The following is a 24,120-nucleotide window of genomic DNA, read 5'->3' as shown; positions in this document are numbered from 1 at the left end:
ACAAGTCGTGAGCTTGGACAAGAAATATCAACTATTAGAGCGGGAATTGACTGCCGACGATCCGTGGCGGCTCGACGGTAATCCGTTCGAGCGGGAGCGTCACACGCAAATGCTCCGGCTGTCGCTTTCCCAAGGGGTCATCGCAAATGGCCTCGAAGTCGGGTGCGCGGCCGGTGCATTCACGGAAAAGCTAGCGCCTCACTGCCAACGGCTCACCGTGGTCGATGTCGTGCCACGAGCGATTGGTCGAGCGTGCCAACGTACGAAGAGGTGGTCACACATTACGTGGATAGTCTCGGACATTCAACGGTTCTCGACCGCCGAGCGGTTCGATCTAATTGTCGTGGCGGAAGTTCTCTATTACCTCGGTGACGCGGCCGAGATGCGCGCGGCCATCAACAACCTGGTGGGTATGCTTGCCCCAGATGGGCATCTTGTTTTCGGATCCGCGCGCGATGCCAACTGCCAGCGCTGGGGTCACGCTGCTGGTGCCGAGACGGTTATCGCCATGTTGAACGAAAGGTTGATCGAGGTCGAGCGGGTGGAGTGCCAGGGTGAGTCGGCTAACGAAGACTGCTTGATCGCCTGCTTTCGGCAACCGTTTCGATCTTCAATTCAATCGAATTGCCGACTTTGATAGGGAGGCACTATGCGCATTTGCGGTATCAAGCTGACGCATGACGGGGCGATCGCTCTTGTCGAGGACGGACGGCTGGTCTTTTGTGTCGAGCAGGAGAAGCGGGGCAACAACCCGCGGTATCAAACCATCGACAATCTTGACGCAGTTGTTATCGCTTTGGCGGAGCACGGTCTGAATCCGCGGGATGTTGATCAGTTCGTCATCGACGGCTGGGACGGGGAGGTCGAGTCGCAATTCCAGGTCCTCAGTGGGACAGCACCTCTCACCCTCAAAGGGGCGCCATATGTTGAACGCCATGCGGAGGGGTTGCTCACTTCGCGCGACGGCTTTGGCCTCATACTGGACGGCAGTGACTTCCCTTATAGAAGCTATCCGCACGTCACAGGCCATGTGGCCTCTGCATACTGCACGAGCCCCTTTGCCAAAGCCGGACAACCTGCATTCTGCCTGGTATGGGACGGCTGCATCTTTCCACGCCTGTATTATGTAGAACGCCAGGGCGCCCGCTTCATCGAATCCCTGTTTCCGATGATAGGTCATGCCTATGCTGCTGCGGGCCATCACTTCGGGCTCTATAAGCAGGCGAACCGGACCAATTGGGACCTAGGTGTTGCCGGAAAGCTGATGGCCTACATCGCACTCGGGACTGCTGATGATGGCATCGTCGCGGTGTTTCGGGAACTCTACGAGGATCGCTTTGCGTCTGACACGGAGCGGGCTCGACGCTACCGTGCGGACATCAACAACGCGGAATCGTCACTTGCAGCTATGCATGACTTCTTCGACGCCAGCGCGCTCCGGTTGGAGGGCGAGATACCGGAAGATATTCTTGCATCGTTTCATTGTTTCCTCGAGCGTCTCCTCGTCCAGGAAATGGCCAGTGCTTTGCAGCGGCATTCGAGTTTTTCGGAACCGCGCAATTTGTGTATAGCCGGTGGCTGCGGTCTCAATATCAAATGGAACAGTGCACTACGCGCTTCCGGCCTGTTCGATGCTGTCTGGGTGCCGCCGTTCCCGAATGACAGCGGCTCGGCAATCGGTGCCGCTTGCTCCGCAATGGCGGCAGACAAAGGTTTTATGCCCCTGGAATGGTCGGTCTACAGTGGCCCGGCCCTGATATGCCGCGATGTGTCGTCCGAATGGGACGCTGTGCCGTGCAGTATGCGTGAACTTGCTGCCATCCTCGCGAGTAACAAGCCCGTGGTTTTCCTCGCCGGCCGTGCCGAGCTCGGACCACGATCATTGGGTGGCAGAAGCATTCTCGCAGCCGCAACATCGGCGGGAATGAAGGATTATCTCAACGACATCAAACTTCGCGAGCTCTTCCGGCCAGTGGCACCGATATGCCTGGAGGATCGAGCGCCAGAGATTTTTAGTCCCGGAACGCCGGATCCGTACATGCTTTTCGATCACCAGACGCGGGCAGAATGGTGGGACAAAATCCCCGCTGTTGTACATCTCGACGGATCCGCGCGCCTGCAGACCATTGCCAGAACCTCTCAGCACAAAGTCGCCGAGCTTCTCGTCGAATATGAAAAGCTCACGGGCATTCCGTTGCTTTGCAATACGAGCGCGAACCACCATGGACGTGGGTTCTTCCCGGATGCCGCAGCGGCCTGCCAGTGGGGATGCGTTGAACACGTATGGTGCGACGGTATGCTCTGGACAAGAAAGCTCGCGACGGTGCTAGCCCCGGCCGAACGGCTTCTTGCAGGCTAAGTTGAACATATGTCCATCGTAGCAATCGACCTTAACGGCGTAAAGAAGTCATATAACGACAAGATCGTCGTCAACGGACTTTCGCTCGCCGTTGCGACGGGGGAGTGCTTCGGCCTGCTGGGACCGAACGGCGCGGGCAAGAGTACAATTGCCCGTATGGTCCTCGGCATGGTACGGCCCGATGCGGGAAAGATCACGGTGCTCGGCGAGACAGTGCCAGCACGCGCTCGCTTGGCACGCGTGCGTGTCGGCGTGGTGCCCCAATTCGACAACCTTGAACTCGAGTTCACCGTACGCGAGAACCTGCTGGTATTCGGGCGCTACTTCAGCATGAGCGCACGCGAGGTCGAATCGGTCGTGCCATCACTGCTTGAGTTCGCTCGCCTCGAGAGCAAGGCAAATGCACGCGTCGCTGAACTGTCCGGCGGCATGAAGCGGCGGCTGACGCTGGCGCGTGCGCTCATCAACGACCCGCATTTGCTGATAATGGACGAGCCGACTACCGGTCTTGATCCGCACGGACGCCATCTGATCTGGGAACGCTTGCGTGTGCTTTTGGCCCGCGGCAAAACGATCCTTTTAACCACCCACTTCATGGAAGAGGCCGAGCGGTTATGCGATCGGCTATGTGTACTTGAGAAAGGACGTAAGATCGCCGAAGGCAAACCGCATACGCTGATCGACGAACAGATCGGCTGCGACGTTATTGAGATCTATGGCGGCAATCCACAAGAGTTGTCCGCGCTGATCAAACCCTACGCGCGGCGCGTCGAAGTGAGTGGCGAGACGCTCTTTTGCTATGCGCCAGATCCCGAGGAGGTGCGCGTGCGGCTGCGCGGGCATGCCGGTCTACGCCTTCTGCAGCGTCCGCCGAATCTTGAGGATGTCTTTTTGCGGCTAACCGGGCGCGAGATGGAGAAATGAATAATGGGTGAAGGCTATATGGCCGCCATGCCCGCGAACGTATACAACTGGATCGCGGTATGGCGGCGCAATTTTCTTGCATGGAAGAAAGTCGCGCTTGCATCGGTTCTGGGGAACCTCGCCGATCCAATGACAAATCTTTTTGGTCTCGGTTTTGGCCTCGGCATAATTGTGGGGCGCGTTGACGGCGCTTCATACATCGCGTTTCTGGCGGCAGGCATGGTCGCGACCAGCGCGATGACCTCCGCGACCTTCGAAGCGATGTATGCGGCTTTCGCCCGCATGGATGCTAAGCGCACCTGGGAAGCGATCCTGTGCACACAGCTCACGCTAGGCGACATCGTTCTCGGTGAATTAGCGTGGGCAGCCACCAAATCCATTTTGGCCGGAACGGCAATTGCGATGGTCGCCGCCACGCTGGGCTATGCGACGTGGCCGTCCATCCTTTATGCGCTGCCAGTAATCGCCCTCACTGGCCTCGCCTTCGCGAGCCTTGGGATGGTCGTCATATCACTTGCGCCCAGTTATGATTATTTCGTGTTTTACCAGACGCTCGTCATTACACCGATGGTGTTCCTCTGCGGCGCAGTTGTTCCGGTAACCCAGCTGCCTAGCGCATTTCAGGTCGTGGCGGGCGTATTGCCGCTTTCTCATTCGGTCGACCTCATCCGCCCAGCGATGCTTGGACGGCCGGTCGACAATATAGCCCTGCATCTCACTGCGCTTTGCATCTACGCGGTATTACCGTTTTTCCTCTCAACGGCGCTGTTTCGTCGACGCCTGATGCGTTGACGCTACGTTTCGCAGAAAAGAAGGAGATACAGATGCAGTACCGCGAAGTGGACCGCAGCGGCGTGAGCCGTCGCAGTATGCGGCACTCGCATATCGTGCGCTTTATTGGAAAGATGAGATCTCTAGTGGAGGGCGCGTCATCGTTCCTCAACAGCAGGGTATTCGTTTCAAGTACCATCGTAGGTGCTGCCTCCGTGCTGCAACTGAAGGACGACATCGCCAGCAGGGAAGTCAACCTGTCGCGGAACGGAATCCAAGCAATCTATCGGCGCTACGGAGCGCCAGCACTACGTTCGGATGAGCTCATGTCGTTGAGTGACGCGAACCCTACGCAAGAGTTCTTGGAGGTTGGTGATGTCTGACTGGCGCTCGCAGCGGCGAGCGACAGTGCAGCCGACCTAGCTGGAACGATTTTGAAATCAGGCCCATAGGGCCTCTTGTCACGAGGAATGGAGCGTTAAGATGCTATGTCTGGGAATAAGCGGCGGGCTGGACAAGGTCTATGAAAATCCACTCGAACTTGCGAACACATTTCTGCACGATGGCGCTGCGGTGCTCGTGCAGGACGGACGCGTGATTGCGGCGGTTGAAGAAGAGCGCATCAATCGGATCAAGCACTCCAACAAGTTCCCGGGTAGTTCGATCCAATTCTGCCTTTCAGCCGCGGGGACTCAGCTCAGCGATGTCGATCGCATCGCATTCTATGCTACCGAGGCCTATTCCAATGCCATGCTCGAACGCCTGGTCGTTTCCCAGCCGGACCTGTCCATTCCGTTGGACGCCAAATTGTTGCTGCGGAAGTTGTTAGCGCAGGAGTTCGGTACTGAGGTCGATGCTTCGCGTGTCTCGTTCGTAAGTCACCATCTGGCGCATGCCGTCAGCGCGTTTGCGATGTCGGGATTCGAGGAAAGTCTGATCTTCGCGATCGATGGCGGTGGTGATTTCCTCTCGGGCCTCTTGGCGCGCGGTTCTGGAACCGAAGTTACGCAACTTGAAACGATCCCAGAGAATAATTCTCTCGGGCTGTTTTATCTCGAGGCGACACGGTATCTCGGTTATGGATTATTCGACGAATACAAAGTTATGGGGCTAGCCCCTTATGGGGATCCCGCTCCCTATCGCGAGCTCTTCAAGCAGTTCTACGAACTCTCCGACAACGGTGGCTACCGCGTTTACCTGGACCGCATTGGTCCGACGTTGCTCCGCAACATCCAGGTCCGGCGAAAGGGAATGCCGTTCACGCAGCAGCATCGAGATGTGAGCGCGTCATTACAGGAAGCGCTGGAACAAATCGTGTTTCACATTCTCAGGCACTATCGCAAGGCCACCGGTATGAAGCGGTTGTGCCTAGCTGGAGGGGTTGCCCACAACTGCACCATGAACGGTAAGCTGCTGTATTCAGGGCTCTTCGAAGACATCTTCGTGCAACCCGCGGCTCACGACGCCGGCTGCGCGCTAGGCGCTGCATTAATGATGTCTAACGAGCTCGGTCGGCCCGCGCCGCGTGAGCGACTGCAGGGCGTTTATTGGGGTCCTGACCTCGGGAGCGACCACGCCGTGGAGCAGGAGCTAAAGGCATGGGCCGGGCACCTAGACGTTAAACGCAGTGATGACGTGGCAAGAAGTGCAGCCGACTGGATGGCTAATGGCGCCGTGATCGGCTGGGTGCAAGGTCGTTCGGAGTTCGGGCCACGCGCGCTTGGCAACCGCAGCATTCTTGCCGATCCTCGGCCTGCCGCAAACAAAGACCGAATCAACGCGATGGTCAAGAAGCGCGAGGGCTATCGACCGTTCGCACCATCAGTGCTTGAGGAGGATGCGCGCGAATTTTTCGACCTCCCGGATGGCACGCGCGAATTACCGTTTATGAATTTCGTAGTTCGCGTGCGCAACTCCATGCATGGCTTGCTCGGCGCCATCACGCACGTTGACGGTACGGCGCGGCTGCAAACAGTATCACGCAAGACAAATCCGGCCTACTGGGAGCTCATTAATGAGTTCAAGAAGCGGACGGGCATACCGGTTCTGCTCAATACCTCCTTTAACAACAATGCCGAGCCAATTGTGGATTCGGTTGCAGACGCGATTGCCACATTTCTGACGACAGAGCTGGATGGACTTGTAGTCGGGCCGTTCCTCGTCAAAAAGCGGGCGGCAACGCTGGACGACTGGACCGCGCTCGCGGTTTCGTTGCCGGCTTATGCATCCCTTCATCGCGTCCGCGCCTACACAGCCCGAGATCGCCAGGAGACAGTGTGCGAGATCCGTACGAGCTTCTCCAGCCGTGGCGGTGTACGAATTTCCGATGATTCGTTCGATCTGCTGATGCGTATCGAGGGCGAAGCCGTGCTCGGGGATCTCCTCGATACAATTACGTTCGATCAGGCTAGGCGTGAAGCTCTCGTCAACGAACTCCGGGGACTATGGGAGCAGCGCCGGGTTCGACTACATCCCTCACACGCGGCTCGGGCGCATGAAGACGGCGATCAAATCCCGGACGAAGCATTAGAGGCATGAATATGGCCGTGTCCCTATCTTCAACTACGACGGCGGCTGGGTCCCTGAGACGGGTATATCCGGTGCCTGAGCTCCTGGTTGTAGCATCGAGCCCAGCAGCACAGCAGCAGCTCGGCAAAGACAAGGGCATCTGCACAGGCAATCCTGCTCGAAATGGTCCGGGCTCGAAACGCCTTCGAAAGGCTGTTGCAACAGAACGGAGCGCCATCCGACTGAAGTCAAGTACGTCAACAGCAATATTTCTGCGGGGTGAAGTAAGGCCGCGAAGCATTGAGACAGGCCATCACGTTCAGGGCAGCGGTGCTCCGAACGATCTACCGGTGCTCGACTGGCTAGCATCACTATCGCTTAAGACAGCAAGGCTATAAGTGGAGTGTCCATAATGTTCCTAGCCATGCGCTATCCTGAAGCGAGGCAACGCAAATGCTTGTTGAAGGCTCGATGAACGATCGGTTCGTTGTTTCTCGACGACGTACTGGTTTCGGTGATTGCCTGTGGTCGCTCGCGGCAGCTTGGCGTTATGCGCAGCGGACGGGGCGAACACTGGCCATCGATTGGCGAGGCTCCTGTTATCTCGATGAACCCTTCACGAACGCCTTCCCAGTCTTCTTCGAACCAATTCAAGACATCGCTGGCGTACGCGTCATCTGCGATGACAAAATCAATCAGTTTTCATTCCCGGGGCCGTTTTTCCCAGGCTGGTGGAATAGGGCCGCGATCGACTGCGTTTACCGCCCAGATGAACAAATTTTCCGAGAACGTGACGAGCTGTCTCAGCTATTCGAAACCCAACAGGATAACGAAGCCAACACCGTGGTGTGCGATGCTTGCTTGATGTGGCGTTGCGATGAGGGGGCCGAACGACAGATATTTAAGAGCATCAAACCGAGGTCTGAAATCCAAGCTCGAATTGATGCGATCTACGAGGAACACTTTAAGGGTCACACCATTATTGGAGTTCATGTTCGACACGGCAACGGCGAAGATATTATGGGGCATACGCCCTACTGGGCCGATCCGGATCTCGCCTTACGGCAGGTATGCACTGCTATTCATAAGGCCAAAGCGCTACTGCATCCAAGGCCTGCAAGGGTGTTCGTGTGTACGGACAGCGCGCAGGTCCTTGACAAGTTATCGGGTGTGTTTCCGGATCTTTTCACTATCCAAAAACGGTTCCAGGCGCATCAGGCCGGGCCATTACATAGTGGAGCACTCGGGGTCGATGGCGGATTTTCCGCTCTCATCGAGATGTATCTTCTTGGGCAAAGCGATACCGTGATTCGTTTTCCGCCAACTAGCGCCTTCACGCGCTATGCGAGCCTTTTCGTGCCCCAAGTCATTGAGTTCGATTTGAATGATCCCGGTCGCTTGATCTTGATTGAAGGATCGTCCGCAAATCTCCCGGTTGTATGAGAATCATAACCAGCATTCTCGTCGATGATATCGCTCCCTTGCATTGCGCTGTATGGCGGGCGTTCTGGGCGGTGTTGTTTCGTCTCGGCTTGGAGCTTGACGACCGCAAAACCGACGCCTAGCGCGTCGACGATTTCCACGTCGGAGTTACGCACTCTTCGCATCGACCAACATGCTTGTGATCGAGAGGGCGTGGGACGTCTGGCATCCGGTCGCGCCATCATTTAGCAGGAGAAGCTCGCGACCGTTGATAAATCGGTGCAGAGAGTGTGTTGAAAGTGGAGCCACTTCGCAGGCGAACCTCACGTAGACGCGGATCGCGTCTGATTACCATGCCAAACCACGGACAGGCGACTGTAAGCAGCGCGGTGTGTCGCACTTTCCGACGTACTTTTCTTCATCGGGAAAGGGCGCTCCTCTTGTTCATCGGCTTGCTTCATGGGACAAACGGACTCAGTTGAAGAGGATGAGTTGAAATGACATGGATGGTTTCCTGTTCAGTACGCGGAGCGCTAAACAACAATACGTCGTCCTTTGTACATCGAAGGACTTAAGATCGGACTTAGTGAGCTCGCTAGCGGTTCTGTATCGGCCCAGCACAGAAATAGTGAAACCGCCAATACACTATGCCCGCTTGCAGGGTGAACCGGATGCACAGCGCCATGCCTCGGCTTGCTTGCGGGCATTCGTGTTCGACGTGGTGCGCGCAGCGCGTTTCTGTTGTCCGAAAGTTTACGTGTCCATGTCGGGAACGCGGCTAAGTTGTTGCGAACACGACATTGGAGTTCATAGCCCCAAAGCGTTCGTTTGAATCGCAACTGGCCCAAATCCTGCACGGCGCTCACGGGCGAGGTAAGAGAATTGGAGGCGCGTTTGAGTATCGATCTGACAAGCGACGGTGCCGTTGCCGGTACACCGTCGTCGCCGGACGTGCGCTGTCCATTTCACGCCAATAGAGGCCGCATGCAGCACGGAGAGCGGAAGACCGTGGTGTTGACTGGGGCGTCGCGCGGCATCGGTCACGCCACCGGAAAGCTGTTTTCGGAAGCGGGCTGGCGCATCATTTCTTGCGCGCGCCAAGCGTTTGATAGCGGGCAGTGCCCATGGACGTCAGGCGCAGACGACCATGTCCAGGTCGACCTCAGCAACCATCGGATGCTTCCGCGTGCCATCGTAGAGATCAAGGAGCGCCTCTCAGGCGAACCGTTGCACGCATTGATCAACAATGCCGGTGCTTCACCGAAGGCGCCGAACGGCACTCGACTGACGTCGTTGACGACGTCTGTCGAGACCTGGATGAGCGTGTTCCACCTCAATCTGGTGGCGCCGATTCTGCTCGCGCAAGGCCTGTTTCGCGATCTGAAAGCTGGGTCGGGATCGATTGTCAACGTGACCTCAATCGCGGGGTCGCGCGTGCACCCGTTTGCTGGCAGCGCCTATGCGACATCGAAAGCTGCGCTTGCGTGTCTCACGCGCGAAATGGCGCACGACTATGCGCCGCATAGCATTCGCGTCAATGCGATCGCGCCTGGCGAGATCAAGACGGACATTCTATCGCCTGACACGGAAGAGCGGCTTGTACCAAACATCCCGCTTCGCCGGGTCGGTACGCCCGAAGAGGTCGCAAAGGTCATCTTCTTCCTATGTTCGGATGCGGCGAGTTATGTCACCGGCACCGAGGTGCCAATCAATGGTGGCCAACACCTATGATCGGCCGCACCCGAACATAGTCAAATCGTAGCTGATTGAGCTAAATCAATGGAGCTCGCGCTCGCCGCGAAAAGTCGCCCAGCGATCTCAGCAAGAGTATAGAGCAAATCAAAGCACTATAATTTTACTGTTGGGTTTACAGTAGTGCCATGAAAATGCGTTACCTCTTGCCGTCGTCCTGTGAAATTTGGTGCGAGATCGAGGATGACAGTGCAACACAATATCTGCAAATCCGAACAAGGTGACAGGGAGGACGGCCACAACGACAGAGACGCCGTCATGCTGCATATTGCTTCCGTACGCGATAGGCCTAACTCAAGGTCAGAAGCGGACCTCGAGGTTACAATTGTCCCGTCGCACGAGAGCGCGCTCACCGGCATCTTCGAAATATCGAAGGTTCTCGCCGCTCCTTGCCGCCTCGAAGTCACGTTGGCCAACGTCGTCGATCTTTTACAATCGTTTGTTCAAGTGCGGCACGGCATCATCTCGCTGTTCGACGATGATGGCGTATCGGACATTACCGTTGGCGCCGGATTGAGCGAAGGCAGCGACGAGCGCTACCGGATGCGTCCGCCGCAAAAGGCAGTCGACCAGATCGTGGCGACCGAGAGCCCGCTCGTCGCCGAGAACGTCACGGTGCATTCGGCCTTCAGTGCGTCCGACCTGGACGTGCTCGGGGCCTCCGACGACATCACGGTGTCGTTCATCGGTGTTCCTATTTGCATCGATGCGAAAGTCGTAGGTACGCTGACCATCGACCGCATCTTGGATAGCAGTTCGAGTGTCCGGCTCGATTACGACGCCCGGCTGCTTACCATGATCGCCAATCTGGTAAGCCAGACGGTGAAGCTGCATCGCTTGTTCGCCTGCGACCGCGAGCGACTTATGGCGGAGAAGGACAGGCTGCAGAAGCAGTTGTCCGAGCTCAAGCACCCGGTGCGGGAGGGGAAGAAGATTAATGTCGAGGGGATCATTGGCGACAGTCCTGCGCTGCGCGCAATGCTCGAGAAGATCGCGGTGGTAGCCAAATCGAATAGCACGGTTCTGTTACGCGGCGAATCCGGTACCGGAAAGGAACTAGTCGCCAAGGCCATTCACGAGCGGTCGTCCCGTGCCAAGCGGCCGTTCATAAAGCTCAATTGTGCTGCGCTCCCTGAGACGGTCCTGGAATCCGAATTGTTCGGTCATGAGAAGGGTGCCTTTACCGGCGCGTTCAATGCGCGCAAGGGTCGGTTCGAGCTCGCTGATAAGGGGACGCTGTTTCTAGACGAGATTGGGGAGATCTCGGCCTCGTTCCAGGCAAAGCTGCTGCGCGTGCTGCAGGAGCAGGAATTCGAGCGCGTCGGCGGTAACCAGACCATTAAGGTCGATGTTCGCGTGATTACCGCCACGAATAAGAACCTGGAAGACGCGGTGGCAAGGAACGAGTTCCGGACCGACCTCTATTATCGGATAAGTGTGGTTCCCTTGCTGCTGCCGCCGTTGCGTGAAAGGCGAAGTGATATTCCGCTCCTCGCCGCTCAGTTTCTCAGAAATTTCAACAACGAAAATGGCCGTACGTTGACCTTCGATGCGAGTGCTATTGATGTACTGCTGAATTGCGGTTTTCCCGGCAATGTCCGCGAGCTCGAAAATTGCGTGCAGCGGACAGCGACGCTCGCCCCGGGACCATCAATCGTCAGAGACGATTTTGCCTGTTGCCACGGCCAGTGCCTTTCCGCGATCTTGTGGAAGAGCGCATCGGATGAGATGGCGCTGCACCAGGGAGCGACACCAGTGCCCACGAGGCCGGCCACACTCCAGGCTGGTCCGTCGGTCGCAGTTGCGGTCTCGCCGTTCGGCAGCGAGCAGGCTCCGCTAGCGCCTGCCGGCGCACCTCTCGTTAGCGGTGCGAACATGATCGATCGCGAGCGTGTTATCGCGGCCATGGAGAGGTCCGGCTGGGTGCAGGCAAAGGCGGCGCGCCTGCTTGGAGTGACGCCGCGTCAGATTGGCTACGCCCTGAGGAAATACGGTATCGAAATCAAGCGCTTCTGATAAGGACTGCCGGGGACTGAGCGCGCCAGAGAAAGCCGCCCGTAATCTGAGCGACGGTCTGCTATCCGTACGAGCTTTGCGTTTGCTCGCGTGAGATATGGAGAGCCGACCTCGAAAGAGACGTTCACCCAATCCGGACGGAGAGGTCGATTTGCGCCTGTTATGCGAAGCATCGTCGAGTACAAATCGGCTTAGGCAGGCACAGTCTCTCGTGAGCGGTGCAGCTTCGCTATCGGGGAAAGCCAAGGGATCCACATGCGCATTGGGGTGAAAAAATCGCATCTCGGTTCAGACACCGCGCTCTTATCGATCAATTAGGTGGCGTTGACGGCGCTGTCGCATTCGCGACGAATGTCGCAACTCTGGCGCTGGGGAAGGGAAGCCGACAGTGTCACTATACTTGCATAAGCCTTGTATGCTGCCCGTGTTCACGCTCGCTGCTGTGGTACGACATTTGCTTCGTTTCGCGGGCCCAAACAGCGTCTGGATAAGCACATGCACAATCTCGTCTGCATCAAGCAGGTCCCCGACTCAGCGCAGATCCGTGTGCACCCCGTGACAAACACGATCATGCGCCAAGGGGTGCCGTCCATCATCAATCCCTACGATCTGTTTGCCTTGGAAGCCGCGCTCGAACTGCGCGATAAATTTGGCGGCGAGATCACCGTCCTTACAATGGGGCCGCCTTCAGCCGAGGACTCCTTACGCAAGGCATTGACCTTTGGCGCCGATCGCGCCGTACTGCTCACCGATCGCAGCTTCGCAGGCGCCGACACGTTGGCGACGACTTACGCACTGGCGACTGCCATCCGCAAGATCGGCAAGGAATACGGCCAGCCCGACCTCATCTTTACCGGCAAGCAGACCATCGATGGGGATACTGCGCAGGTTGGGCCGGGCATCGCGAAGCGGCTTCGTGTGTCACAGCTCACCTACGTCGCCAAGATCACAGCCCTCGATCTCACCGCACGCACGATTGAAGCGGAGCGGCGCTCCGAAGGCGGCGTCCAGGTGCTGCGCACGAGACTGCCGTGTCTCATCACCATGCTGGAGGCAACCAACCAGATCCGCCGAGGCGCGATGGCGGATGCCTTGCGTGCCGCTCGGGCCTCGATCGTGAAATGGAGCGCGCAGGACGCCGATGTCGAAGATATCTCGAAATGCGGTCTCAAAGGCTCGCCGACAGTCGTCAAGCGCGTCTTCGCGCCATCTGCGCGCGCTGAAAAAGCTGTATTGGTAGAGCCTGCCGAGCAGCCGGCGGAAGAGTTGATTGAGGCCATATTCAAGCACCAGCCCAGGCTTGAAGCGGACCTGGCAGCCTTAGCTGGCGATCTCTGATCTGAAGCAGTTTTAGCGATGAGCACTGCAATAAGAGCTCCCGCGTCGACACGAGAACGGCGCGCCGCCGCCCAGAAGAAGCTGGCGGAGCATTTCGAGGCCGACAACCACGTCTGGATCTTCATCGAGCAGGCGCACGACCCCGTGTCTCGGGAGCTGATAGGCGCAAACCGCAAGCTTGCGGACAAGCTGACGGTCGATGGCGCGGCCGTCCCGCTCAGGCCCGAGGGCGAGGCGATGCGCAATTCCGCGCTCGCATATTGTTACGGCACTGACTTTAGGGCGCTGCCGGAGCATCGGAGGGAGTTCTACACTAAGGCGCTGATCGACGCCGTTAACTCCAACAGGGAAAAGATCCTGCTATTGCGGGCGAAGACGCTCGTCTGCGATCTGAGCGGCTCGATGGCGACCACATTTCTTACCGGCGGCGGTTCGCTGCTCTGCACGATCTACAAAGTGAACTATCGACCGCAAACAGCGACGGTACGACCGGGCATGATGGTAATGCCCGAATGCGTCGCGCGCGATCCTGATCTTCCCATCATCGACTCCCTGGGTTGGCTCAAAGCCGGCCTCGTCGCCAAGGTGCTATCATTTGTACCAGGCCGCGGATCCGCTAAATCCAATCTCGCCTATGCCGACGTCTTCATTCCCGGCGGTTTGGGGTTAGGGCACCCCGGAGAATCGTCAGCTGGGTCGCCAGCTCGGCGCAGCGCTCGGTGCCGGATATGGCGCTCGCGTCCGTCGGTACCGAAGCGCCGCCTCACGTCTGACCGGCAGATCGGGCAGACCAGCAAGGCGATCCATATCGCCGCCGGCGTTTTCCGGCGCGACCCAGCATCGGGTCGGCGTCGAAGCCTGATCATTGGCCAACAAGGCGGCGGATCTTCGAATTATCACGGACGCGATCCTGTTTATGGCCGGCGGTCACAGCCGCATTACGTGCGCGGCCATCACCGCATTCACGCCACCGGATCGCAAGAAGGTAAGAATTTCAAAGGTGCGCCAATGAACAAAGGAGAAGGCCATGATCGAAGATAGATTCGATGCAATCGTGGTCGGCGCCGGAATGGCCGGCAACGCGGCGGCGCTGACCATGGCCAAGCGCGGCATGAAGGTGCTGCAGCTCGAGCGCGGCGAATATTCAGGATCGAAGAACATCCAGAGTGCAATCCTGCATGCGGACATGCTGGCCGAGCTGATACCGGATTTCCGCAAGGCCGCGCCGCTCGAGCGTCATCTAGTCGAGCAACGATTCTGGATACTGGATGATTGCTCCCGTATCGGGCTGCGCTATCGTTTCGACGATTCCAACTACGGACGTTCGAACCGCTACACCATTGTCCGCGCCCACTTCGACAAATGGTTCTCCTCCAAGGTAAGAGAGGCGGGCGCCACCGTCTTGTGCCAAACCACCGTGACCGAGCTAGCACAGAACCGCCGTGGCCGCGTCATTGGTGTGCGTACCGACCGCCAGGATGGCATAATCCACGCTGATGTGGTGGTGCTCGCCGAGGGCGTCAATGGCTTGCTCGGCACGCGTGCGGGCTTGCGCGAGAGGCCAGAGCCCGATCAGGTTGCGCTGGCGGTGAGGGAAATGCACTGTTTGCCGCGCGAGGCCATCGAAGCCCGTTTCAATCTCAACGGCGACAAGGGCGTCGTGATCGAGACCGCGGGTAACATCTCGCGCGGTATGACAGTCATAGGCTTCATCTACCCGAACAAGGAGAGCATCTCACTCGGCATCGGCTGCCTCGTCTCCGAGTTCCAACGCACCGGCGAAACACCCTACGAGCTACTCGACCGCTTCAAGCGTCACCCATCGGTCGCACGGCTAATCGACGGCTCGAAAGTTGGGGAATATTCCGCACACCTCATTCCCAAAGGCGGCTACAACAAGATGCCGCGGCTCCACGGCAAGGGCTGGGTGGTGGTTGGGGATGCCGCCCAGCTCAGCAACACTATCGATCACGAAGGCGCGAATGTTGCGATGACCTCGGGGAGAATTGCCGCGGAAGCGATCTTCCAGGTGAAGTCACGCGGCGATCTCTTGAGATCGGATAGCCTTTCATTATACAAGAAGATGCTGGATGGGTCCTTCAAGCATTCGAAGAAAACTGACATGCGGGCGCTGCTCCATACTCAGCCGCAAAACTTTCTTCTCACCTATCCGCAGCTCGTCTCGAAGGCGATGCAGAACTTGGTTCGTTTCAACAGCACCTCGGAGGCGGAGAAGTCGACCTCAACGCAGTCATGGACCGGAATGTTTTGCGACGCGTTCCGCCTCCCGCGCGCCTTGCGCTGAAGCAGCACCAACTCAAGCAGTACACTTGGATGCTAAGAATATGAATGCCGAGTGCGGCGCGCGTTGGGAACAAGCTGTTTTGCAATCGTGATCTCATTGAGGTTGGAGGCTCTCCTGAGAGCCCGTCGCCGCAATTCTTTCCCCTGTTGAAAGCGTGCTTCTCCGCGCCGCGGCGGCCAAGCCGACGGTCATCGAGGTCGTCGCCACCGGCCTGCGGAGGAAGGCGGGCCCCATGACACGATGCATCCCGCTGACCTGGCCAAGGCCGTGACGATGGGCAGGCCGTGTCCACCTGCATCAGCTCCACAGTGCGCCCGATACTGGCCCAGGGCAGGATGGAGACAATGGTGATTGGGTGAATGAATCTCCATAGAGTACCCAAGCACGATGTGAACCCTGACGATAGGTGACTGAACGCGGTCGAGTTGATCATCCGTAGAGCGCGACATGGGCGCCGGCGGTGGACGGGCAGCTAGCTAATGTGACGTGGCTTGCACGCCTAGAGGTCTGTTAGCTCGCTCAGGCCGCGACGGCTTGGCAACTTTCGACGGCTTGGCGCTCCCGGGATGGACGGTGAGCGCCGCGATAATGCCGAGCACGGCTGCGAACATCAGCCAGAAGCCTGGCGAAGCCTTGTCATCGGTCCGGTCGATCAGCCAAGTCGAGGCAAATGGCGTAAAGGTGCCAAACAAGGCCGCCGCAAGTGCGAAGGCCAGGGAGAAGCAGGTGGTGCGCACATGCTTAGGCACGATCTCGACGAGAGCGCCCAGCATGGCACCGCTATAGGTGCCGAAGTAGAACGAGAACATCATCGCCACGGCCAGCATCTTGCCGACAGTGGGGACGCTTACCAACCAGCACAATGCCGGATAGGCGGTCACTAACGCAAGCCCGGCAATGGTTAGTAGAACCGGCTTCCGGCCGATCCGATCAGAGACAGCGCCGCCAATAGGATTCCAGATGAAGTTGGTCACGGCGACCAAGACTGTCACCAAGAGCGCATCCTGGGAGGACAGCTTCAACACATTCTTGCCGAATGTGGGCGTGTAAACGGTGACGAAATAGAAGGTCGTTGTTGTCAGGATCGCGATCATCATGCCAAGAATGACAACGCGCCAGTTGGCGAGTACCGAGGCAAAGACCTCGCGGGCCGTGGGATGCTTCTTCATGGCCAGAAACTCCGGCGTTTCCTCCAGCGTCCGGCGCAGGAAGAAGATAAGCGGAATGATTAGGCAGCCGAGAAAGAACGGTATGCGCCAGCCCCAGGCGTCTACCGATTCGACCGGCATCGCTTCGTTCAGCACGTAGCCCACGATCGCCGCGACAAAGATCGCAACCTGCTGGCTGGACGACTGGAACGAGGTGTAAAAACCGCGCTTTCCCGGGGTGGCGATCTCCGACAGGTACACCGAAACGCCGCCGACTTCGACGCCGGCGGAAAAGCCCTGCAGCAACCGTCCGAGCAGCACGATGACGGGCGCGGCAATGCCGATCGTCGCGTAACTGGGGCAGAAGGCGATGATCACAGTACCGATCGCCATGATCGACAGCGTCACGATCAAGCCTCGCCGACGGCCGATTTTGTCGATATAGGCGCCGAGCACGATCGCACCGACCGGACGCATCAAGGCGCCCAGCCAGAACACGCCGAAGGTGTTGAGCAGCGAAGCGGTTTCGCTGTCGGACGGAAAGAACGCCTTCCCAATGGCGCTGGCGTAAAAGCCGAATAGGAAAAAGTCGAACTGCTCGAGGAAATTGCCGCTAGTTGCACGCAAAATTGCGCCAATGCGCGATTTAACCGCTGGTGCGCGCGGGATGGACGTTTGTGACACCGTGAGTTTTCCTCCCCGTCTGAATGGGCGGTTGCGGAGAAACCTCACGCCCGCCCAACTGTAGCTCCAGCCGGGAATCTCCATCACAGACACTACCGACCAACCCGATAGCGCCAATCATTTCGGCATAATTTCGGCCACTGCCGCGCTGTTGCACAGATTTTCAGGATGTTATTTTGCACGTGAATCTCGCTTGCCATCAGAAGAGCGCGGCGCGGCACGAGGTAGATCAGCTAGGCGCTGAGCTCCCTGGCTAGCGCTTCCGCCAGCTCAGACGGCTCGGCGGCCTGATCTGCAACGAGCGGCAGACGCCCACTCAGTTGCTGCCTCCTTGCTGGCTTGATCGCGCATCGAGCTCCTTGAGCATGAAATGCTGAATCTTGCCCAACGCTGTTTGCGGCAATTCTTCCGTAAATATGATTTCGCGCGGCGTTTTGAAGCGGGCGAGATGCGACTCCACATAGGCCCTCAGCGCGTCGGCTTCGATCCGAGCCTCCGACCGCCTGATCACATAGGCGACCGGCACCTCATCCCAACGCGGATCGGGCCGACCGACGACGGCGCATTCCGCGACATCGGGGTGCTCCATAAGCACGCGTTCAACTTCCGCCGGATAAATGTTTTCTCCGCCGGAAATGATCAGGTTCTTCTTGCGATCATGAACCCAAAAATATCCATCGGCGTCGAAGCGACCGATGTCGCCAGTGTGATACCAGCCGTAATGCAGCGCCTCGCGCGTTGCTTCTTGATTGCCCCAATATTCGGAGAAGATATTGGGCCCGCGCACTGCGATCTCGCCTGGGAATCCTGGCGGCAACTTCTTGCCGGCATCATCGATGATTGCCGCGTCGCAGAATAGGCCGGGCAGGCCGGTCGAACCCTGAGGCGAGACATTGCCCCCAAGCTTTGTATAGATAGCAATAGGGCAGGTCTCCGTCGAACCATAAACCTGCAACACTGATACCCCGCGCGCGACAAAGTGTGCGATTAAGCGTTGAGGCACCATGGCGGAGCCAGTGGAAATTGCCTTAACCGAGGATAGGTCGGTCGTCGGCCACGCAGGATGCTCGGCCAGGGCTTGTATCGTGGCAGGCACCAACACGGCTAGCGTAGGTCGGTCCCGCTCGAACGCAGCAAGCGTCGCCTCTGGCGTAAAACGCCTGTGAATGGTAACGGTCGCGCCGTGATGCAACGCCGGCGTGGTCTGGATATTGAGGCCGCCGACGTGGAACAGCGGCAGCACTGTCAAGACATGATCGGCCGAGGTGAGGCCATGCATGTGCTGACTCATAACCCCGTTCCACAGCAAGGCGTCCTGACGCAGCACAGCACCTTTCGGCCGTCCTGTGGTGCCCGAGGTATAGACGATCAGAAGCGGGCAGGATAGGTCCGTGTCCAGATTGCGACTATCGCCGCGGCCTCGGTCTAATAGGCCATCCCACTCGCTTCCACCGAGGGGCGCAAAGTCGAAGCCGACAACGAAGGTATCGGGCAATTGCTCCGCCAACGCCGGCAGGAGAGCCTCGAAGGCGTGTTCAAGGACCAGCACCTTGGCAGCGGAGTCGGACAGGATGAAAAGCTGCTCGGCGACCGCAAGCCGCCAGTTCAATGGCACGAGCATGGCGCCGAGCCGTGCGCAGGCATAGAGCAGCACCAGATAATCAGGTCGATTGAGGCTAAGGATCGCGACGCGATCGCCTTTCTCGACACCGAGCTGACTTTTCAGGGCGCGCGCGGCTTGCTCGATCGCTTGATTGAAACGGGCATAGCTTAAAGTTTCACCCTCGAAATGAATCGCGGGCTTCTCGGGAGCGAACGCCGCATTGCGCTCAATCAGCGTGCAGAGATCCATCATCAATCGTCCATTTCGTCTGGCTTATACAGTACCTCTCTCCCGACGCGATCAAGGCAGAGCGTCCCAACTCCCTTGGAAGATCTGGACTACGGTATTATTGCGTCGATTGGCTTTCGGGTGTGGCGATCATCACGATTCTCGATCACACCAAAGAGTTCCGCTCGCAACGGCCTGCGCGCCGCCTTGGTGCTCGCCGCCGAACACGCCGGTCGCCGGGGCGCCAGTAATAGTCGCGTGCGATTGCTCGCACTCGGCATATTCGCCGTATACATTGCGGGCGAGCACCGGCCAACCGGTACAAGGATGACGCGATGCTGTTTGGGGCCAGGCATCCGCGTTACATTTCGGAGATTGCATGGGCGGGGCTCCTATTGCTGTCAGGTGGAAGGGCGGTCGAGGACATGCTGCGCTAGCCAGGTGCTGGCTCGCCCGTTCGATCGCGCCCGGGGCTCATCGCTTTGCCGGGTTCTTATCGGCGAGCGGCGCATCCAATATGATTGTAGTGACCGGCGGCCATGATGATCGCAGCTTGCGCGACCTCCGAAGCAGCGAGAGAAGGGGCCCGCGCCCGACGGATTCCTGCGGCGCAATTTTCTTCACGTCCATGGTCGACGTAAGCTCCGGTTCGGCCAAGGTCGGCTCAGGCGCATTGGCTGGACACAAGGGATTTGAGCTCCGCGCGTTTCGTTTGCTTGGGGAGAACGAACCGCGAATGGGCTCTTGCTCACGTACGGGTAGACAGGAGCTGCGTGCATCTGACCATGGTGATAAGGGCACCACGACGACTTTTTCATGCGCGGCCTTCGCAAGACAGGTTCGCCGCACATATAGGGGACTCCGGGGTCTCCATTCTTGAGACCAACAATGGCCCGGCACTGGCCTTCAGTGTGATTGACTAGCAAGACCTTCTTGGAGCCGTCGGGTTTTTTCATGTTGCGGTTCCGAGGTCCCGGGCCATCTCTTGGAATGGCGCGCCGTTCCTGGCGAGCGACACTTGCCGGCAAAGCGCGTTGAGTGCTTCTGCAGCCGGTTCGACGTTTGTGCGTTTACGCGATTTGTTGGCATTCGAGCTCCCAGTCATCTCGGCGGACAAAAACTTCTTTAGGGCCTCTGACACATGGAAACCGGCACAACCTACTTTGACACCGTACAATTTGACGCTACGTACGATTCAAGCCCCTTTGGGCTCCTCGCGTGAATATGTCCAAACTCGTCAGCCCTCCATCAGCCGCGACCATACGAAAGTTGATAAAAAGAAACGCCATTCCTCGAAGCATCTGGCCGAGCCGGACGCTAGCGTTGGTGGCGCCGAGATGTTAGGCGGCCGCCTGTGTGAGCGGCTCAGCAGATGCGTGTCGGGTTCCCTCTCAGGGCTGATCTTCTCGCCGCAATGATGCTGTCCGCTTCTAGGTAATAAGCCGGGCTGCCAAACGAGTCGGTACCAAGACAGATTAGGGCCTACGTGTCACTTGCATGTAAGGCACGAGCTAGCGGAATGCGAACTGTCTAATAGTGAGTTGTTTCTGATCAGAACTTTCTTTCGATGAGAGCGCGAATCGCATTTGCTTTGGCGTCAATCCAGCCGCACTTGCGGGCGTTGCGACCATCTCCGCGTAGGCTGCGTCCCAAGCTTTGTCGTCCTTGGGGCGGCCAGGCAAGGTCGGCACTAGATCGATAGGGACCAGGGCATTGTCCTGGCCAATCAGCGAGATCCCTCTCAACGCTGGAGAGTTAGCGGCAACTGCGCCTTTCAAGACGAGCTTGAACCTGGAAAAATCGAGGGGCTCCGCCAGGTGCATGCCGCTTCCTGGCGAGTATTCTATGATCATTATCAACTCAATTTCTGTTGCTCGGAAGATGAGGCTAGGCGCAGTTCGTTCCTAATAACCGCAGGGCGATGAAACTGCACTCAGCTGTGCGGTAACGTTCGAAGCTCGCCCCGGAAGTTGATGAGTGGATCGCCTTGACCTGGTCGCGTCGCGACAATCCGGCCTATAAAAATCCCGTGGGTGCCGACGACTTGGTGGCGATGCAAGACACATTCGAGCACGCTAATTGCGCTTTGCAAAACAGGTACGTCGAGGACGCCCTGATTCCACGGCGCTGTATCGAAGCGGTGGACACCCTTGGCACCATCCCGGCCAGCGAAACGCTTGGCGAGCTCCCGCTGATCGCTGCCAAGAAGACTGACGCCAAAGCGGCCGCTGGCGAGTATCGCATCGTGAGTCTCAGAACACGCATTAATACCGGCCAGCAAGCAGGGCGGATCATGCAGATCGAGGTAACAGAGCTTACCGTTAACCCACGCCGTCCCTGGGCCGTTCCGACCGCAACAATGGCGACGCCGCTCGCCAGAATTCCCATCGCTTGGCGAAACTCGATCGGGTCGATGGACTGAATTTCGTTCATGTTGGGAGGCAATTGGCAGCTCGTAACCTACTTACGGACTGGTGCTATTTCGAACGCTTGCTCTTGCCAGATTGCGTGGCTCGCGATCGGAGTAGCCCTTATTGGTCGCCGACAGTCTTGAGAAGGCGCTCCTTCGCGGAGAGAAGATGCCCATCCAGCGTTGCGTGCAACGCACTCCGTAGCTCGGGCGGGATCGAATTGTCTGTATCGATCATCTCCCGAAACTTCCCAAGCATGCGTTCGATGCTTGCGATCGATCCGAGTGCTGCCACCATCCGCCAGGACATCATTGTTTGTCTCCTTGGTCGCGACAGCGCGCAAGCGATGCCCGCTGGCATGTCGACGATCTCGGCCGGACGCGTCGCGCCGGCTTCCGCGGTCTGAGCGGTGATCTATTGTCGCGTGGCGCTCTGGCCTCGCTCACCTCGGCTAACTTTCTGCGGTGGCGATCCTCCAGCCTGATAAGCGCGCTGCTCCGGGGCCCGCACCACAGCCATCTGACCAAGCTCCGCCTCGATTTGTGAAACCTTTTCATGATTAGCCCTTACCGTCTTAGATGCACGGTCATTTCGTGCAAGTCCTGCATTTCGTCGATCACTGCGGACCGTGCTTCTCGCCCGCAGCTTACGAGCGCCCCTCCGCGCTGATGTGAGTTCGCGATCCGCTGAGTATTGATCTAGTCATCGTCGAACCGCGGGACGCCTTAATGCTGTCGCAGCGCGCAATCTTCGGAGGGAAGCCAGCTCGGCTGGGAGACGCTTGCGCTCCATCAGTGCGCTTCTGTTTCAACGTTAGCCCCGCGCGAGAGCAGCATACGGGTTTCAGCCGTCACATCGGCTTGCCGCATCAGACTCTCGCCGACCAGGAAGGTTGAAATGCCGACCCGCGAAAGCCGCATGAGATCGGCAGGTGCGAAGATGCCGCTTTCGCCGACGATCAAGCGATCTTTGGGAACGAGGGGTGCCAGCGCTTCGCTGGTCGCAAGTGTGGTCTGGAAGGTGCGCAGGTTACGGTTGTTGATGCCGATCATCGGCGAACGAAGGGTGAGGGCGCGATCGAGTTCCGCGCAGTCGTGGATCTCGATCAGAACGTCCATGCCTTGCGCCAGGGCTGCGGCTTCGATGTCGCGGGCAGCGCCATCGTCCAGCGCCGCCATGATGATCAGGATGCAGTCCGCGCCATGGGCGCGCGCCTCGGCCACCTGATAGGTGTCGAACATGAAATCCTTGCGCAGCACCGGCAGATTTGTCGCCGCTCGCGCTGCAACCATGAAATTGAGATGCCCCAGAAAGGACGGCTTGTCCGTCAAGACCGAGAGACAGGTGGCGCCGCCCGCTTCAAGTGCTTTCGCAAGCGAAGACGGATCGAAGTCGGCGCGAATGTCACCCTTGGAGGGCGACGCCTTCTTGATCTCGGCGATGAGGGCGTACTCGCCCGCGGCATGCTTGTTGCGTATCATGCTAATGAAGCCGCGCGGAGCCGGCGCATGGCGCGCGCGCACCTCGACGTCTGAAATCGGCAGCGCGCGCTTCGCGGCTGCGATCTCTTCGCGCTTATAGGCTTCGATCTTGGTCAGAATGTCGGACATCGGCCACTCGGCTGTCAAGCGTTGGAGACCGCGATGAGGCGTTTCAATCGCGCCGCCGCGGCACCGCTATCAACCGATTTCTGCCCAAGGGCGACGCCCTCCCTCAAGGTCGTGGCACGGCGGGACACGATCAATGCGGCGGCCGCGTTCAGAAGCGCGATATCGCGATACGGGCTCGGCGTGCCGTCGAGTACGCTTTGCAGCGCGAGCGCATTTGCATTGGCGTCGCCACCCTTCAGCCCCTCGCTGCCACAACGGGGAAGGCCGGCGTCTTCCGGCGTCACCTCGAAGGTGCGGATTTCGCCCGCCTCCAGTGCGGCAACAAAGGTCGGGCCGGTAAGGGTGATCTCATCTAGTCCGTCTGAGCCGTGCACGACCCAGACGGATTCGGCGCCGAGATTGTTCAACACCTGCGCCAAAGGCAGTACCCACTGCCGAGAAAACACCCCGACCATCTGTCGCTTGACGTTGGCCGGATTGCACAGTGGGCCGAGCAGGTTGAAGATGGTGCGGGTCGCAAGCTCAACCCGGGCCGGGCCGACGTGCTTCATGGCGGGATGATGAACCGGCGCAAACATAAAACCGATGCCAGCTTCGTGCACACAGCGAGCAACTTCTTCTGGGGCGAGATCGATCTTCACGCCGAGCGACGCCAAGACGTCGGCGGCGCCCGAGCGCGAGGACAGCGCGCGGTTGCCATGTTTGGCCACCGGCACGCCAGCGCCGGCGACGATGAAAGCGGAGCAGGTCGACACGTTGACCGAGCCCGAAGCGTCGCCGCCGGTGCCGACAATGTCGACGGGCTCGTGCGGCGCACTGACTCGCAGCATCCTGCTGCGCATCGCGGAAGCCGCGCCGGTGATTTCTTCCACCGTCTCGCCGCGCACCCGCAGCGCCATGAGCAGGCCGCCCACCTGCGAGGGTGTAGCTTCGCCCGACATCATGCTGTCGAAGGCGAATGCCGTTTCCTCGCGGGTCAGCGTGGCGCCAGTGGCGACCTTGCCAATGATCGATTTGAGGTCATCCATCCCGTGCTTCCGA

The 24,120-nt window shown here is 58.6% G+C and carries 17 protein-coding genes and 1 pseudogene; 12 read left to right on the top strand and 6 right to left on the bottom strand.

The window, feature by feature from the left end; translation table 11 throughout:
• The first annotated feature begins 7 nt into the window (after positions 1–7).
• The 12 genes and pseudogenes from nodS (at position 8) to CQ12_RS18445 (ending at position 15,395) form a co-directional block, all read left to right on the top strand.
• On the top strand, positions 8–637 hold the full coding sequence (gene nodS, locus CQ12_RS18500) for a nodulation methyltransferase NodS (protein WP_057836735.1): 630 nt from the start codon (positions 8–10) through the stop codon (positions 635–637).
• 12 nt (positions 638–649) lie between these two features.
• On the top strand, positions 650–2,359 hold the full coding sequence (gene nodU, locus CQ12_RS18495; RefSeq protein WP_057836734.1) for a nodulation protein NodU: 1,710 nt from the start codon (positions 650–652) through the stop codon (positions 2,357–2,359).
• Positions 2,360–2,368: 9 nt separating this feature from the next.
• Positions 2,369–3,283, top strand: a complete 915-nt coding sequence (gene nodI / locus CQ12_RS18490) for a nodulation factor ABC transporter ATP-binding protein NodI (protein WP_057836733.1) — start codon at positions 2,369–2,371, stop codon at positions 3,281–3,283.
• A 3-nt stretch (positions 3,284–3,286) separates the two neighbouring features.
• Complete coding sequence (locus CQ12_RS18485; RefSeq protein ID WP_057836732.1) at positions 3,287–4,075, top strand: ABC transporter permease; 789 nt, start codon at positions 3,287–3,289, stop codon at positions 4,073–4,075.
• Positions 4,076–4,107: 32 nt separating this feature from the next.
• Entirely contained in the window at positions 4,108–4,437 is a 330-nt protein-coding gene (locus tag CQ12_RS18480) for a hypothetical protein (RefSeq protein ID WP_157088311.1), read from the top strand.
• 100 nt (positions 4,438–4,537) lie between these two features.
• On the top strand, positions 4,538–6,592 hold the full coding sequence (locus tag CQ12_RS18475; RefSeq protein ID WP_057836730.1) for a carbamoyltransferase family protein: 2,055 nt from the start codon (positions 4,538–4,540) through the stop codon (positions 6,590–6,592).
• A gap of 423 nt (positions 6,593–7,015) precedes the next feature.
• Positions 7,016–8,005 carry a nodulation protein NodZ gene (locus tag CQ12_RS18470; protein ID WP_057836729.1) on the top strand — a complete coding sequence of 330 codons (990 nt, stop codon included), beginning with the start codon at positions 7,016–7,018 and terminating at the stop codon, positions 8,003–8,005.
• Between the two features lie 873 nt (positions 8,006–8,878).
• Positions 8,879–9,715, top strand: coding sequence for an SDR family NAD(P)-dependent oxidoreductase (locus CQ12_RS18465; RefSeq protein WP_430642242.1), 837 nt, complete (start codon positions 8,879–8,881; stop codon positions 9,713–9,715).
• Between the two features lie 279 nt (positions 9,716–9,994).
• Positions 9,995–11,752 (top strand): nif-specific transcriptional activator NifA, encoded by a 1,758-nt coding sequence (gene nifA / locus CQ12_RS18460; protein ID WP_198164191.1) that lies wholly within the window; start codon positions 9,995–9,997, stop codon positions 11,750–11,752.
• A gap of 495 nt (positions 11,753–12,247) precedes the next feature.
• Positions 12,248–13,090 (top strand): electron transfer flavoprotein subunit beta/FixA family protein, encoded by an 843-nt coding sequence (locus tag CQ12_RS18455; RefSeq protein ID WP_057836728.1) that lies wholly within the window; start codon positions 12,248–12,250, stop codon positions 13,088–13,090.
• An 18-nt stretch (positions 13,091–13,108) separates the two neighbouring features.
• Positions 13,109–14,079 (top strand): annotated as a pseudogene (locus CQ12_RS18450) (FAD-binding protein).
• Positions 14,080–14,117: 38 nt separating this feature from the next.
• Positions 14,118–15,395, top strand: coding sequence for an FAD-dependent oxidoreductase (locus CQ12_RS18445; RefSeq protein WP_057836727.1), 1,278 nt, complete (start codon positions 14,118–14,120; stop codon positions 15,393–15,395).
• Positions 15,396–15,871: 476 nt separating this feature from the next.
• Here the strand turns inward: CQ12_RS18445 and tcuC are convergent, their stop codons facing one another.
• From tcuC to trpD, 6 genes are all read right to left on the bottom strand, one after another.
• Positions 15,872–17,227, bottom strand: a complete 1,356-nt coding sequence (gene tcuC, locus CQ12_RS18440; RefSeq protein WP_057836726.1) for an MFS transporter — start codon at positions 17,225–17,227, stop codon at positions 15,872–15,874.
• A 316-nt stretch (positions 17,228–17,543) separates the two neighbouring features.
• A complete protein-coding gene (locus CQ12_RS18435) occupies positions 17,544–19,079 on the bottom strand; it encodes a class I adenylate-forming enzyme family protein (RefSeq protein WP_057836725.1) in 1,536 nt (511 codons plus the stop codon).
• 1,490 nt (positions 19,080–20,569) lie between these two features.
• Positions 20,570–20,881 (bottom strand): hypothetical protein, encoded by a 312-nt coding sequence (locus tag CQ12_RS45125; RefSeq protein ID WP_245309989.1) that lies wholly within the window; start codon positions 20,879–20,881, stop codon positions 20,570–20,572.
• Positions 20,882–20,991: 110 nt separating this feature from the next.
• Entirely contained in the window at positions 20,992–21,339 is a 348-nt protein-coding gene (locus tag CQ12_RS42450) for a flavin reductase family protein (RefSeq protein ID WP_245309988.1), read from the bottom strand.
• A 921-nt stretch (positions 21,340–22,260) separates the two neighbouring features.
• Positions 22,261–23,079 carry an indole-3-glycerol phosphate synthase TrpC gene (trpC, locus tag CQ12_RS18415; protein ID WP_057836722.1) on the bottom strand — a complete coding sequence of 273 codons (819 nt, stop codon included), beginning with the start codon at positions 23,077–23,079 and terminating at the stop codon, positions 22,261–22,263.
• A 14-nt stretch (positions 23,080–23,093) separates the two neighbouring features.
• Complete coding sequence (gene trpD / locus CQ12_RS18410; protein WP_057836721.1) at positions 23,094–24,107, bottom strand: anthranilate phosphoribosyltransferase; 1,014 nt, start codon at positions 24,105–24,107, stop codon at positions 23,094–23,096.
• Positions 24,108–24,120: the final 13 nt, after the last annotated feature.

This window comes from Bradyrhizobium jicamae (assembly GCF_001440395.1).
Classification (GTDB): domain Bacteria; phylum Pseudomonadota; class Alphaproteobacteria; order Rhizobiales; family Xanthobacteraceae; genus Bradyrhizobium; species Bradyrhizobium jicamae.
The sequence above is the reverse complement of the archived record's forward strand: the minus strand, read 5'-3'. Positions and strand labels throughout refer to the sequence as shown.